Here is a 14994-nt window from a genome sequence, read left to right as displayed (position 1 = left end):
TCCAAGTATTTTTTATCAGGAATGTTTTATTGAATTCATAGTTCTGTAAATTCTATATGCTTTCATATGGATGTACTCCGCAGAAATAACGTGAAGGTTTTTGGCAAAGGGCAGCAGGCGATGATTTTCTGTCATGGCTTTGGCTGTGACCAGAATATGTGGCGCTACATTACGCCTGCCTTTCAGCACCTGTATAAGATCGTGTTGTTTGATCAGATTGGTGCCGGTGCGTCTGACAGCACTGCGTATGATGAATCCAAGTATAGCTCGCTGCAAGGCTATGCCACTGATCTGCTGGAAATATGCAACTCCCTGCAACTGGAACACGCTGTGTTTGTTGGACATTCTGTAGGCGCCATGATAGGCATTTTAAGTGCTATCAGAGAGCCGGAGCATTTCGAGAAGATGATCCTGATCGGTCCTTCTCCCTGCTATTTGAATGAAGCAGCGTATACCGGGGGCTTCGAGCGCTCCGACATACAGGCAATGCTCGAGTTTATGGACAAAGACTTTATGGATTGGTCCAATACCTTTGCGCCGTTCATTATGGGGAATCCTGATAAGCCATCGCTGGGAGAAGAGCTGGCCCGCAGCTTCTGCTCCAGTGATTCTTACATCGCCAGGCGCTTTGCCCGCGTCACGTTCTTATCCGACAATCGCTCTGACCTGCCCAAGTTAACGACAGATTCCCTGATCCTGCAATGCGCGGAGGATATGATTGCCCCGGCAGAAGTAGGCGCCTACGTGCATCAGGCCCTGCAACATTCTACGCTTGTGCACCTGAAAGCCACCGGCCACTGCCCCAACCTGAGTGCTCCAATTGAAACTATTGCGGCCATGGAAACCTACCTGACGCAATAGGCGCCGGTTGTCCGGGCCTGCGTGGAATGCTGCTGTAAGAAGAGCAAAGTATAGCTAACAGGTGATAAGTTGCTGTTCCGGAGGCACGATTGCTTAGTATGCTTTAGCATGAGCACCAGTTCCCAGTACAGGTAAGTTGTGCTTGTAGCCGGATTTACATGGAAATTAGTATCTTATGCTACCAAGTATACCGCTTTCTACCTTGCCGGATCATCCCTATGCAGAAACTGCTCTTTATACTTTTATTGATAGTCACCATGCTTCCTTTCGCTGCTTTTGCGCAGCTCCCGGCCTCCGGCTTACCTGCAGCGCTAACCACTGCACCCTGGTCTGCCCAGTGGATTGCAGTAACGGATGCGCCCCCGAAAGCGTATGGCGTTTACCACTTCCGGAAAAGTATAGAACTGCCTGCCAAGCCGGCTACTTTTCAGGTACATGTTTCCGGCGACAACAGGTACCGCTTGTATGTCAATGGGCAGCAGGTCTGTTTTGGGCCTGCACGGGGTGATGTCTATCACTGGAACTTTGAAACGGTGGACCTGGCGCCTTTTCTGAAGCCAGGTAAAAATACCCTAGCTGCTGTTGTATGGAACTATGGGGACGAAATGCCGGTGGCGCAAATGAGTTACCGGACGGGTTTTATCCTGCAAGGCAATGGGCCTGCCGAGAAAGTAGTGGATACCGGCGCCTCCTGGAAAGGCATCCGCAGCCAAGCGTTTACGCCTGTCAGCACCAATTTATATACGTATTTTGTGACCGGACCCGGCGAGCAGCTGGATGCTTCTGCTTACGAATGGGGCTGGGAAACCGAGGAGTATGATGACAGCAAATGGCCGCAGGCAAGTACGCTTTCGCCAGGGTTGGTGGGCGGTTTGTTTGAGCCCTGGTATGAAGGCTGGAACCTGCAACCCCGTCCTATTCCGGCCATGGAACTGACACCCCAGCGCCTGGCAAGTGTCAGAAGCACTACAGGTATAGCCATGCCCAAAGGCTTTCCTCAAAAAGCCGCCGCCTTTACGGTACCCGCTCATACCAAAGCCATTCTCCTTCTTGACCAGGGTTTCGAAACCACTGCTTTTCCAGTTCTTTCGATGCGTGGAGGGCAGGGGGCAACTGTCTCGCTGCGGTATGCCGAATCGCTGTTTGTAGACGAGGGCAAGGAGGTGGCGCAAACCAAGTATAAAGGTAACCGCAACGAGGTAGCAGGCAAAGCCTTTATCGGGTATGAAGACAGGTACCTGGCCGATGGAGGAGAAGCGCGCACCTTCATGCCCCTTTACTGGCGAACGTACCGCTACCTGGAGCTGGCCGTAGAAACGAAAGACCAGCCGCTTACCATACTTGATCTGTATGGGCTGTACACTGGCTATCCGTTTCAGATGCAGGCAAGGTTTGATGCCCATCGTCCGGAGCTAAACAAAATACTGGAAGTTGGCTGGCGCACGGCACGCCTGTGTGCGCATGAAACCTACATGGACTGCCCCTACTATGAGCAGTTGCAGTATGTTGGCGACACCCGCATTCAGGCACTTGTTTCGCTGTATAACAGTGGCGATGACCGGCTGATGCGGAACGCGATCAACCAGATCCGCCATTCGCATGGGCTGAGCGGCATTACGCAGAGCCGGTACCCCAGCCATTTGCCCCAGTACATTCCTACCTTTTCCTTGTGGTGGATCGGCATGGTAAACGATTACTGGAAGTATAGGGGCGATGAGGCGTTTATCAAAGCGCAGCTGCCTGTAGAAAGGGCCATTATCGACTTTTTTGAAACAAAGCAGAAAGAAAATGGCTCCATAGGCGTGGTACCATACTGGACTTTTACTGATTGGGCGGAAGCCCCGGGCTGGAAAGCCGGCATGGCACCTAAAGCCGAAAACGGCAGTTCGGCAGCCCTGGATCTGCAACTGCTGCTGGCCTACCAGGCGGCCATGCCACTGGAGCAGGCCGTGGGCGTGCCCGCACTTGCCGAACACTATGCGCAGAAAAGCGCCGAACTGAAGCAAACGATCAGGAATCTGTATTGGGACAGCCGCAGCGGCCTGTTTGCCGATACACCGGATAAGACAAGCTTTTCGCAACACACCAATTCGCTTGTCGTGCTGAGTGGCGTAGTAGAGAAGGAGGAGGCCCGGCAACTGATGCAGAAGGTACTAACGGAGCCCCGCCTCACCCAAGCCACCATTTATTTCAAATATTACGTTCATCAGGCTGTCGCTAAAGCGGGCTTAGGAGACAAGTACATCAGCCTACTGGGAGAATGGCGGTCGCAGCTCTCCAGGGGCCTGACCACCTGGGCCGAGCAACCGGAACCTTCGCGCTCCGACTGCCATGCCTGGGGCGCCAGTCCCAACATTGAGCTCTACCGCATCGTGCTGGGCATCGACAGCGATGCGCCTGGTTTCAGTAAGGTGCGCATCGAACCGCATTTAGGCGATCTGAATGAAGCCAGTGGCGCTATCCCGCATCCAAAAGGACAGATCGCAGTTAAGTATACCATCAACAAAAAACAGCAGCTACAGGCAGAGATCAGCTTGCCGGCAGGCGTAAACGGCACCCTTGTCTGGAACGGGAAGGAAGCACCCTTAATTGGCGGAGAAAAGCAACGTATAACGCTGTAAGCGAAAACTGGAGCAGCAATACAAAAGTAAAAGCGGCTACTTGCCTAGTAGCCGCTTTTACTTTTAATAACGGTAGCTGCCGGTTACCTCCTAATAAAGCGTCTCGGAGGTAGCTTATTTAAAAGAGCTGAACCAGGGCAGTACGTCTAGCATCATTGGCGTGATGCTGGTTCTGTGCATGCCACCGGGTATGGGAATGAACGTGACGTTTTTTGCGCCAGCAGCTATAAACGCTTTGTAGGTAGTTTCAGAAGTTTGAAAGAAGACGGCCTCATCTGCTGTACCGTGGTAAAGGCGGGTAGGGCTTTTGGGCACCCAATCCAACAAGCTGTTGTCCGCAAGGGCCTGTTTCAACACGGTTTCTTCTGCCGGCTTTTGCAAGGCAGCATAAAAGGTCGGCGTGAACAAGGCAGCCGGCTCATTGGGTAAGGCGCTGTCTATTTCTTCTCTGATCTTGGTCCCATCAAAAAGGCCCGGAATTTTTGCGGCGTAAGGCTGCTGAAAAAAGTCAGTCAGCGGGCGGTTCCAGTTGTAAGTGATGTTATAAGATTGCACAATGAAAGGCAAAAAAGCTGGATCAGCATAGGAAGGAGTGGTGGCGATGATGTTCATCATTTCGGTCAGATCATAACCGCCGGCACCTGCTGCAACAGCTGTTAATGCCAGGTCTTTCTCGGGATCCGCTTCTAACTTTTTCTGTGCTGCCAGGGTGACGTAGCCCCCTTCCGAGTAACCTACCAGGAACAGCTTGCCATTTGTTTTTACCTTTTCCCGTTTCAGGTAATACTTTGCGGCTTTCAGCATGTCCACTACCGCGTCTGCCGAATACGTTTCATCGTAGTAAGGATGAAAAATATTGGCTGAGGCACCATACCCGATAAAATCAGGAATCACAGCGACATAGCCTGCTGCACCAAAAAGCTCGAACCCGGAGAAAGTGGATGGGAAGTTAGAGGGCGCATCGCTTCGTTTGAACATAGTGCCGTGCTGAGCACTTAGCAGCGCCGGCACAAAGGGGGTATTTTGCGGCACGGCTAATAGCCCCGAAGCATCTATTTCTTTCCCTTTATACATTGTTTTGTACACGATCCGGTAAAAGGAAACATCATACTGTACCAGCGGGGCAAAACTCTTGTATTCAGCTGAAGACAAGGCCAGGGCTTGTAAGGACTGCTTTGAAAAAGTGCCGATTGGAGTGGCCGACACAAAGGTTTTATCATGCTGTAACGGAGGAATGCCATCTTCTGGATTAAAATCACAGCTCCACAACATACAAACTGCCAGAAGCAGGAGCCAGAAGCTCGGTTTAGTAGTGTTTTTCATAATTTACATGATTAGATGGTGATGTGCGAGCCAGTGTCTTTATAGCTGCTGAAGTTATAATAATACAAATACTAAGTGTGAAATATTAAGTATAGCAATTGTTTTTAGTAACAGGGAAAGATCACAGTGCTAAGAGAGAAGAAACGTAGGTGGCGTTTTCCGGGCGCGCAACCGTTCAGCTTCTGGATGCTGATTTCTTGTTCCGTAACACGCAAAGTATGATACTTTTTAAAAGTGAAACGGTGTGCCTGGCTGTGGGTCAGAAGGAGAAGATGCGGGTGAGCAAGTATAAAACAGCTGCATCCGCCAAGCGTTCGTTTCAAGTATACTAAACCAGGTCTTGTCAGAAGCTGGGCAAGCAAGTATGGCCATAAAGGCCACTAAAAGCAACAGAAGTATAATGGTTCTTTAGTTCAACGCAATATGGATAACGAACTTACAGAAGCCTCCCGTTTGCCAGGTGCCCCGCCAACTTACTGGCTCACGCGCTTTGTCATACTTCGCCTGTTGGGTGTGATTTATAGCATCGCTTTTCTCGTGGCTATCAACCAGATCGTTCCTTTGATTGGTGCTAAGGGGCTTCTGCCGGTAGCAGTTTACCTCCAGCAGGTAAGTGTGGCGCTGGGGTCTGATGCGGCAGGCTTTGTGCGCCTGCCCTCGCTCTTTTGGCTCTGGCGTTCTGACGCGGCACTTGTAACAGTCGCCTGGATCGGGTTTATACTATCTCTGGTGGTGGTGGCAGGCTTTGCAAATGCGCTGCTGTTAGGCGTGCTCTGGTTTCTATACATGTCCTTTGTACATGTAGGGCAGGAGTGGTATGGCTATGGCTGGGAGTTCCTGCTAACCGAAACAGGGTTTCTCGCAATCTTCCTTTGCCCGCTGCTCGACCTGCGCCCTTTTCCAAAGCGGGAGCCACCCATGCCCATTATTGTTTTATTTCGATGGCTGATCTTCCGCATCATGCTTGGGGCCGGACTTATCAAGATCAGGGGAGATAAGATATGGCGCGATACCACGGCCCTCTACTACCACTTCGAAACCCAGCCTATACCCGGGCCACTGAGCCGGTGGTTTCATTTTTTGCCCCATTCCGCTTTGAAACTGGGCGTTTGGTTCAATCACCTGGCTGAATTGGTTGCCCCCTGGTTCGTATTCTGGCCGCGGTTGGCACGGCATGTAGCAGGAGTCGTGATCGTGTTATTCCAGATCAGTATTATTTTGAGCGGGAACCTGTCTTTTTTAAACTGGCTGACAATTGTACCTGCGCTGGCCTGTTTCGATGATGGCTTCTGGGCGAAGTTACTTCCCCGAAAGCTTGTGCGAAAGGCTGAATTAGCCGCTGCAAATGCCACAGCCTCAAAGCCTATGCAGACAATCGCGTGGGTGGTGACGGTTATAATCGCGCTCCTGAGCTTCCGGCCTGCCGTTAATATGCTATCGTCTGAGCAAGTGATGAATACTTCTTTTGACCCGCTAAACCTCGTGAATACATATGGCGCCTTTGGAACGGTTGGAAAGGAACGCCTGAACGTTATTTTTGAAGGAACAATGGATACGATACCTGACGACAGCGCCGACTGGAAACCGTATATCTACAAAGGGCTGCCTGTGGCCCTGGATAAGCGGCCCCCGCAGGTAGCGCCGTACCAGTTGCGCCTGGACTGGCAAATGTGGTTTGCTGCTATGTTCTCTCATAACGAGTATCCCTGGACGCTGAATCTGGTCTGGAAACTCCTCCATAACGATCCCGGAGTTGTTAGTCTGTTTGCCAGTACTCCTTTCCCCCATATGCCGCCCCGCTATATCCGCGCCGTGCTCTACCGCTACCGTTTTGCAAAGCCGGGCAACCCCCAAGGGCTTTGGTGGACGCGGGAGCGGGTCCGCATTTGGCTACCCCCTTTATCCACGAATGATTTGCAACTGACCGGATTCTTAAAAACAGCCGGCTGGATTCCATAAACCTGGCCTGACAATATAATGCAGTAAAATGTATCTGCTTACATCAGCGCCTCGTTGAATAATAGTTTACCGCAAAATAAAAAACTCCTTCCCCGGAATATGATCATACTTATCGCTCTTGTAGTAGTACTGGTAATTATCGTAAGTTTATACATGCAGCGCCCTACATTTGGCGCAAAGCCCACAGGCAAAAGACTCCAAAAGATGCAGGCGTCTCCCCACTATAAGAATGGCACCTTTGTAAACCGTACTTATACGCCATCACTTACAGAAGGCTATTCTATGACTAAAGTGATGTTCGATTTTCTTTTCAGAAAGGGAGCGAGCACGAAGCCAAAAGGTACTATACCCGCTGTGCACACTGATCTTAAGAATCTTCCTGCTGGTGATTGGCTGGTTTGGTTCGGGCATTCCTCTTATTTCATCCAAACTGATGGACTGACGTTTTTAGTAGACCCGGTATTTAGTGGCAATGCTTCTCCTGTACCCGGATCCACCAAAGCATTTAAAGGAGCGAATGTGTATACTACAGACGATATGCCCGAAATTGATTACCTGTTTATTTCTCATGACCATTATGACCACCTGGATTATGAGACAGTCAAAAAGCTGAAGGAGAAAGTGAAGAAAGTGATTTGTGGCCTGGGCGTTGGTGCGCACCTGGAGCGCTGGGGCTATGAACCGGAGAACATTACCGAAATGGATTGGAATACGGCTGTTAAACCGCAGCAAGGAGTAAAGATTTTCGGGCTGGAGGCAAGGCACTTTTCCGGCAGGAGTTTTAAGCGGGACCAGACGCTTTGGTTGTCTTTTTTGCTCCAAACCCCTACACGCAAAATTTATATTGGGGGTGATAGTGGTTATGACAAGCACTTTAAAGAAATTGGTGCGCTGCATGGCCCTATAGACCTGGCAATTTTGGAAAACGGCCAATACAATGAAGCCTGGAAAGCTATTCATTTTCTGCCCGGAGAAAACCTGCAAGCGGCTATAGACCTGAAAGCGAATCGGCTGATGCCGGTCCATTCATCCAAATTTGACCTGGCACTGCATGCGTGGGATGAACCGTTGAAAGAGATGGTGAAGCGTAACGAAAAGATAGGATTGCCGCTGGTGACGCCTCAGATAGGAGAGCCCGTTAACCTGAATGATAGTGCGCAGGTTTTTACAGAATGGTGGAAGGATGTAGATTACGCAGGGATGCATAGCGGGTAGAATTCACTACAGTATAAACTTTGATGCTTATACTCTAAAATATTGTGGCAAACGTGGCTTTTCGGTCAGCCAGATCGTTGAAAGAAAGAGCACTATTGTGGTAAAGCGATAAGATTTGCACTTTCGAAGCAGAATCAGCAGTAAAGGAATGGCGCTTGGGCTTTACACCAAAGCCGTAAACCTAAGCCATACCAAGTTGCTGCAGTTTGCTGCAACCCTGCACTGTGAAATGTTAAAGAGTTGTGTTTAATTATTCATGTATACTTTAAAATTAAGAAGATGGTATTAGAAAATGTCCTTCTCTTCCTTGGGGATCTCGGAGGAGGGGAAATCATGCTTATTCTGGTTGTATTTCTGTTACTGTTTGGCGCCAAACGCATTCCTGAACTTGCTAAAGGGCTTGGCCGTGGCATCCGGGAGTTCAAAGACGCTGCCAGCGAGGTAACGCACGAGATTACGCGCGCGGCTGATGAGCAGGAGCGGACCAAAAGAGAGGAACAGATCAGGGAGGTTGCCCAGCGGCACGATCAAACCCGAACAGAAGGACCGCTATAAAAGTAGACTCCACACAAATTTTCAGGCACCATCCCTTATGCTGCTAGAGTTTGAAAGTAGTAAGGGAAGTATGGCTGAAGATGTCACAAGGTTTTCTGCCTTGTGACATCTTCAGTTTTGGCTGCTTATAATAGCTCCCGGTAAAACGCTGCAGTTCCAGCCTAAATCCTATGTAGCCCTTAGGAGAGACTATATTGCTTACGCAACTTTTCGGGTCAATGCTACCGCTTTTTCAATGGCAGCACCTAAGAGCAAACCTCCTACGCCGCAAGCTGCAGCTTTCGTCAGCCAGGCGAGCGCAGGCAGGTGAGCCAGCGCTTCCTCCAGTCTTTCCAGGGCATGGCTTGTCAGGGGAATGCCGTGCGCGATGATTTCTGCCCCTACCCACAGCATCGCCGCCGTGCCGACATAACTGAGGATTTTTAGAAATATCGGCATGAACTTGACAATGCCACGTCCAATATTCCTGATCTGAGGATGGTGGTTGGCTTTGGCCAAATGCACCCCGATGTCATCCCCTTTTACAACCAAGCCTACAAACCCGTACACGGCAAGCGTGATGAATACGGCCACGCACAGCATTACAATAATTTGCATCGCCAAGTCTTTGCCTGCTACGGTGGCATAGGTGATGGCGACAATCTCAGAGGAGAGAATCAGGTCAGTGCGGACGGCGCTCTTGACTCTTGCCTTCTCCAACTCTTCGGGTGATACTACTATCAGGTCATCTGCTGCGCTGCTGTGAGAATCGTCCGTTGAATGCCGGCTGAACATAGAATGGACTTTCTCATACCCCTCAAAGCAAAGATAGGCGCCTCCAAGCATCAGGATAGGACCTATAGCCCAGGGGGCGAAGAAACCGAGCAGGAGCGCTGCCGGACTTAAAAGAAAAACCTTGTTGATGAGCGACTTCTTGGCAATCTGATAAATAATCGAGAGTTCGCGCGCGGGATCAAGCCCCACTACATACTTAGGCGTCACGGCGGTGTCATCGATGACGATGCCCGAGACTTTACCTGTTGTCTTGGCCACCTGCGTGGGCACGTCGTCCAGACTAGCCGCACTGGCTTTCACCAGGGCAGACACATCATCCAGTAAAGCAAGAAGTCCTGTAGCCATTGCTTGTTTGCTGTTTAAGAGAGCGCAGCTTTTAATCTACAAAGCGGCACAGGCACTTGCCTGCCTTACAAAGCTAACACCTTTGGCGAAGTTATAGCACAATAAATTGATTCTTAGAGGCGGCAAAGGGATCTATCACTTCTGTGCAACACCCCTGTTCTCTTCGCTTAAGAATCTCCGTGCAGTAGGATTAGTGCTGATCTTGGCAACGATCAGGTCAGCACCATATGGGGTGACGTGATGGTTATCAGCCATGTAGGGTGCTCCATCCTGTGACAGGGAGGGGAAAGAGTTGGAGTTGATCACCCTGATGTAAGAAGGCCCTAAGTGCTTGCTAAGGTAACTGTCCAATTCATAAGTATAGTCATTCAGGAACCGACTGCCCGAATGAATGCCGTATTCGTAATCTCTGGCTGCTATCGTTTCATATGGTATCTTGTAAGTTTCCGTTTGCCCTATTACGAGGGTGGGGATGTTATACTTGCGGAGATAATCCCGGGCTTCCTGTATGCCAAACAGAATGCTGTCCTGGGGAATATCACTTTTCCCGGCCCAGCTGGCAGAGAGAATGACGCCGTCTATTTCTCCTGCATGCGCTGGAATGAAGTCCCGGAAAATATAATCCATCAGTGGCCGAACCATTGCCTTTCTGCCCTCATAATTTTGTAATGTGGGAAAGGTACCGGAAGCCGTTGCCTGAAGGATGTGCACGCCCCTGCTCTCAAAACGCTCAATAATAGAGCGGGAAAGCTGCCCCAGGTGGCTGTCACCCAGCAGCAGGATATTCTTTTTCCCCTCCTCAATACGCAGGCAGTAGTCTTCATCATACTCCTCCATCTTGCTGACATGGCATGTGTCGCGCCGGTACTGGGCAAATAACTCCTGCTGGTGCATACTTTGATAGCTTTCGATTGCGAATGTCTTGTCCTTGAAGAGGGCGCGGTTGGCCTTAAAGTGTGCGAGGCCGGCCGTGCAGACAAACAGAACTACCATAGCGGCGATGACAGGCCTGCTGTTAGCGAAGCGGAAAGTCTCCACATACTTAAACGAAACATACCCTAAAGCTACAGATAGCAAGGCAAAAGCAGTAACAGCCCAAAGGCTTTCTCCAATCCCGAAATACTGGGCTATGACATAGATGGGCCAGTGCCATAAGTATAAAGAGTACGATATACGTCCTATAAACTGAAGGCCGCTGTGCCGGACGATCGTAACATCACTATGATCAGCAATGATGACCAGGAAAGTAGCCACTACCGGAAGAAGCGTGAAGATACCGGGCCAGAGCATGGAGGTATTAAGCAGTAGAAAGCTTAAGCAAATAGTAACATATCCTGCTATAGCCAGCACTTTACGCCATTTATACCCCCTGATATAGCCTTCTGCGAAGAAAGCGATGCCCCCGCATAGCATTTCCCAGGACCTTGTCGGCAGCAGATAGAAGGAGGCCGTTGGGTTCGTTTCCGTAAACCATATTGCGAAGAACGCGAGGAGTACTGTAGAGCCGACAAAACATAGCATGTAAGGGAGCTTTGCCTTAAAGGCCTTGTGCAAAAGGAGCAGGGCAGCAGGGTATAAGAGATAAAACTGCCATTCTACGGAGAGCGACCAAGTGTGCAGGAGAATGTTCATATCCGAAGAAGGGGCAAAGTAACTCGAACTCTGCCAGTACAAAATATTAGATAAGAAGAGTACGCTTGCTGCAGCATTCTTCTCGTTAAGTCTATAGTCTTCAGGTAGGTAAAGGAAAAAACCGGCCAAGGTAAGGCAGGTGACCAGGCATAGCAAGGCCGGGACTATTCTTTGGAGCCGCTTCTCCAGGTAATCCTTGTAAGAGAACGCATTCTTGTTAATTGAACGGATGATGATGCGGCTCATCAAATAACCCGATATAACGAAGAAAACGTCCACGCCTGCAAAACCACCCTCAAAGAAAGGGACCTTGTAATGAAACAGCAGCACTCCCAATATGGCAAGCGCTCTGAGCGCATTTATATCATATCGAAAGTCCGATTTAGGTTTAGCCGTATTCGTCATGACATTCATATTTGTATTTAGCAAACTAAAAGCATGAATTTATGTATTATTAAGCAAGTAGAATGAATACGTCAAATAATTATAAATGAATATATTGAGATATAATATATTTTACCGAAAAATGAAGTATAGTTAATGAGGCGGCCCCTTAGGCTATTGCCAGAGGTTATAAATAGTACATCGAGAGGAGCGGAAATCGATACCGCCTGCCGGAGCCTTCCGTACACGGAGAGTTACCAAGATCAGGCACATGGCAAAAAACGCATTCAACTACTCGCTTGAGTTCAGTACTGTGGATTTCAGGAAGCAGCCAGAACTGTACCGCATCGGCGTAGGCGAGCAAGGCGTGCTGCTGGTACAGCCTTACAAGTCAGAGATCCTGCCGCACTGGAGGTTCAAAACCGAGGCACTTGCAACGGAATCTGCAAAGACAATCTATAGGTTGTTCGAGGGCTATCTGGAAGCTGGGGACTTCGTTGGTGCGGATATCGCGCGTAAGTTTCTTCAAATGGGTTTCACGCGGGCCAGGCGGTATGCCAACCACAGCAGCGGGAGAAAGTATGAGCCAGGGGAGCGCCAAGGGACGGAGGAGCTTTCTTATCCATATTCCTCAGGGAGCAAAAACAAGGGCGGACCTGTTCTCCCGCAGGAGGAAGACGCGCTGACAGGTGAGAAAGCCAGAGCAGCGGAAGTTTTCAGGCGCTATTGGTTTAAAGCAAAGGACAATCCTGAATACTTAAGACAGAAAGAGCGTTTCAAGCAGCTATACTACAGTAAATAGTGAACTGGATTTTGGAGTGAGCCGGATTATACTTGTTGAGGGTAACTGCTGAGGTATAAGCGTAGCAGTAATAACATTTTCCGGCTACGTGTCTGCTTTAAAGCGATAATCTTAATATATTACGACTTTATCCATCAGATGCTGTTGCACAAATCCTTATCAAGACTTGCTGCTACTTGCATTGTGCGCTTACCAGAACTTAATGAATGAGCTTACAGTGAATACCGTCGCCAGCCCGGGCATTCTAAAGACGAAACAGCACTTTATTATCCTGGACGGGTTAAGAGGAATAGCCGCTTTGGCTGTGGTGGTCTTCCATTTCATGGAATGGGTTTACCCGGACTCCAGCCAGAACTTCGTTGGACATGGCTTCCTCGCGGTGGATTTCTTTTTCTGCTTGTCCGGCTTTGTCATCGGCTACGCTTATGACGAGCGCATAGGGAAAATGGGAATAATGGAGTTCTTTAAATCTAGATTGATAAGGCTGCATCCCCTGGTAGTGCTAGGCTCTGTGTTGGGCTTGTTGGCTTTTCTTTTTGATCCCTTCGCCGCTTACACAGGCGTGTATGGCACGGGCAAGCTTATCCTGCTGTTTCTTTGCTCCATACTGCTTATTCCCTTTCCGATGATGGAAGACCGTGCTTTTAACCTGTTCGGTCTCAATGCTCCTTCGTGGTCTTTGTTCTGGGAATACGTTGCCAATATTGTGTATGCCCTTGTGCTCTGCAGGCTCTCCCGCCGCTATTTGGCAGTACTCACCTTGCTGGCAGCGGTTGCTCTTTGTTTTGTTTCCTATCGTGCCGGAAACCTGCTGGGGGGCTGGGCAGGAGAGAATTTCTGGGATGGCGGTGCGCGTATCGCCTACTCCTTCTCTGCCGGGCTGTTGATCTATCGTTCTAACTGGATTATCAGAAACAGGCTTGGATTCATCGGCTTGGCTATCTTGCTGTCGCTGGCCTTTGTTATGCCCCATTTTGAATGGAATTGGCTGGCAGAACTGCTGGTCGTCCTCTTCTATTTTCCATTACTAGTTGCTTTGGGAGCCGGCTCCAGCTTGTTAGCAGGCTTGAAAAAGCTCTGTGTTTTCGCTGGAAAGATCTCGTACCCCTTGTACATGACCCATTACGCCGTTATCTGGATGTTTGGCAACTATTACACGAGCAACAAGCCCGGAGCAACCGAGTTGCTTCTTATCGTAATAATAGGAGTAGTGCTATTGGTCGGCTTCGCTTATTTCGTGATGGTGGTGTATGATATCCCTGTTAGGAGATACCTTAGTAGTAAAAGGCGGCAGCGATAATAGGAAAATATAACTACACTTTAGCCGTTCCACGCAAGCAGCAGAGTTATTTATGTACCTGTTCCGAGGACCAAATGCCACCTATTGGCGCCAACGGCTATAATTAAGCAGCTACATTTACGCTATCGCTAGAACATCATAGCCTTCAAATAGCACCTCTCCGGTGTGTATGCCAGCACAAACACCCAGGTGAGGAACGTTGGCACTGGTCATGTATAGCATCAACTTTGTGCTGCTTCAGAACATAGCGACTGTGCGTGGTATAATGTTCTGGCTAGACCTAAAAAGATTTTCCGGGTCATACTTTGTTTAACTTCTACAAGTCGGTCGAAGTTGAGGCCGTAAGCAGCGCTGATACGGTCTGTTTCTTCCTCTGTCAAAAAGTTTATCGGAGCACGACCCACACGGCAGTTTCATCAGGCAAGTCGGCCACCAAGCCCCGGTAATACTGCAGCACCTGTTTTGCATCTTCAAAAGGATAATAATGAGCCCTGACAGGACTTCCGGACCCACAGGATGCAGTTGAAACTCAAAGGATGTAACAATTTCAAAGTTGCCACTACCCTGTATTGCCCAGAAAAGATCCGGATTCAGCTCCTTGTTTGCCTGTACCCGTTGCCTGATTGAAATAAGCAGTCGATCGTGATGGGCCGGCAGAATTTCCATCTTTCTATACCACATAGGTGCGATTGAGATACCTGACCTCCCCCGAAAAACCGGATTATTGTAAAGTAGAGTAATGTGGTTTAAGATATTGGAGCTAAAGAAACTGCGGCAGATTGAAAGGGAAAATCGAGGGCTAATAATGATGGTGGTATATCCTAGCCTATACAAGCAAATGCTGCAGGGCTGGGAAGAAGCACCACGTGGGAGAAAAATTAAAGATGAATTTGCTTTTGCTGACAGACACCTAAGATGCAGATCTTTATGCAGTAAGTGGTAGAGGAACTGAAGTTAGTGTCCGAATAGTGTCCGAAGGTCTTAAAAAAAACCTCAGTTGCTGCTGAGGGGGATCCGTGCAGACCGAAGGAATGAATTATCGAACTCATATCTTTACAAAGATCTATTAGAATACAATTCGTATTTAGAAAGCCTGCTGCCGGAAGGTAACTGGAATCGAACGACGTACACCTGGTGATATGGCGATGTAAAGGGACATCCTTCCGGTGGTGCTTCTTCCCAAAAGGCTGAACAGTACTTAGGGGTATCTCCCAAGTTGAGGT

General features: G+C 49.2%; 10 protein-coding genes and 1 pseudogene. 7 read left to right on the top strand and 4 right to left on the bottom strand.

Annotated elements, in window-relative coordinates; all coding sequences use genetic code 11:
* Positions 1 to 66: 66 nt before the first annotated feature.
* The gene (locus ABDW72_RS14935) at positions 67 to 861 is read left to right on the top strand and encodes an alpha/beta fold hydrolase (protein ID WP_347159390.1); all 795 of its coding nucleotides are present in this window, start codon (positions 67 to 69) and stop codon (positions 859 to 861) included.
* Between the two features lie 218 nt (positions 862 to 1079).
* Positions 1080 to 3482 carry an alpha-L-rhamnosidase-related protein gene (locus ABDW72_RS14930; RefSeq protein ID WP_347159389.1) on the top strand — a complete coding sequence of 801 codons (2403 nt, stop codon included), beginning with the start codon at positions 1080 to 1082 and terminating at the stop codon, positions 3480 to 3482.
* 114 nt (positions 3483 to 3596) lie between these two features.
* Here ABDW72_RS14930 and ABDW72_RS14925 read toward each other — a convergent pair whose 3' ends face one another.
* The gene (locus ABDW72_RS14925; protein ID WP_347159388.1) at positions 3597 to 4805 is read right to left on the bottom strand and encodes an alpha/beta hydrolase family protein; all 1209 of its coding nucleotides are present in this window, start codon (positions 4803 to 4805) and stop codon (positions 3597 to 3599) included.
* A 423-nt stretch (positions 4806 to 5228) separates the two neighbouring features.
* Between ABDW72_RS14925 and ABDW72_RS14920 the strand changes: the two genes are divergently transcribed.
* The 3 genes from ABDW72_RS14920 (at position 5229) to ABDW72_RS14910 (ending at position 8534) form a co-directional block, all read left to right on the top strand.
* On the top strand, positions 5229 to 6764 hold the full coding sequence (locus ABDW72_RS14920; RefSeq protein ID WP_347159387.1) for a lipase maturation factor family protein: 1536 nt from the start codon (positions 5229 to 5231) through the stop codon (positions 6762 to 6764).
* A gap of 99 nt (positions 6765 to 6863) precedes the next feature.
* The gene (locus ABDW72_RS14915; protein ID WP_347159386.1) at positions 6864 to 7979 is read left to right on the top strand and encodes an MBL fold metallo-hydrolase; all 1116 of its coding nucleotides are present in this window, start codon (positions 6864 to 6866) and stop codon (positions 7977 to 7979) included.
* 279 nt (positions 7980 to 8258) lie between these two features.
* Positions 8259 to 8534: a Sec-independent protein translocase subunit TatA/TatB gene (locus tag ABDW72_RS14910; RefSeq protein ID WP_347159490.1), complete on the top strand. Its 276-nt coding sequence runs from the start codon at positions 8259 to 8261 to the stop codon at positions 8532 to 8534.
* A 198-nt stretch (positions 8535 to 8732) separates the two neighbouring features.
* Here ABDW72_RS14910 and ABDW72_RS14905 read toward each other — a convergent pair whose 3' ends face one another.
* The gene (locus ABDW72_RS14905) at positions 8733 to 9653 is read right to left on the bottom strand and encodes a DUF808 domain-containing protein (RefSeq protein WP_347159385.1); all 921 of its coding nucleotides are present in this window, start codon (positions 9651 to 9653) and stop codon (positions 8733 to 8735) included.
* Positions 9654 to 9788: 135 nt separating this feature from the next.
* A complete protein-coding gene (locus ABDW72_RS14900) occupies positions 9789 to 11690 on the bottom strand; it encodes an acyltransferase family protein (protein WP_347159384.1) in 1902 nt (633 codons plus the stop codon).
* A 250-nt stretch (positions 11691 to 11940) separates the two neighbouring features.
* On the opposite strand from ABDW72_RS14900, the gene ABDW72_RS14895 reads away from it, so the two are divergent.
* Both ABDW72_RS14895 and ABDW72_RS14890 read left to right on the top strand, forming a co-directional pair.
* Positions 11941 to 12471, top strand: a complete 531-nt coding sequence (locus ABDW72_RS14895) for a DUF4385 domain-containing protein (RefSeq protein WP_347159383.1) — start codon at positions 11941 to 11943, stop codon at positions 12469 to 12471.
* A gap of 202 nt (positions 12472 to 12673) precedes the next feature.
* Entirely contained in the window at positions 12674 to 13771 is a 1098-nt protein-coding gene (locus ABDW72_RS14890; protein WP_347159382.1) for an acyltransferase family protein, read from the top strand.
* A gap of 237 nt (positions 13772 to 14008) precedes the next feature.
* Here ABDW72_RS14890 and ABDW72_RS20380 read toward each other — a convergent pair.
* Positions 14009 to 14175 (bottom strand): annotated as a pseudogene (locus ABDW72_RS20380) (BBE domain-containing protein).
* Between the last annotated feature and the right edge of the window lie 819 nt (positions 14176 to 14994).

It is taken from the genome of Pontibacter chitinilyticus (assembly GCF_039748935.1).
Taxonomy (GTDB): Bacteria; Bacteroidota; Bacteroidia; order Cytophagales; family Hymenobacteraceae; genus Pontibacter; species Pontibacter chitinilyticus.
The sequence above is the reverse complement of the archived record's forward strand: the minus strand, read 5'-3'. Positions and strand labels throughout refer to the sequence as shown.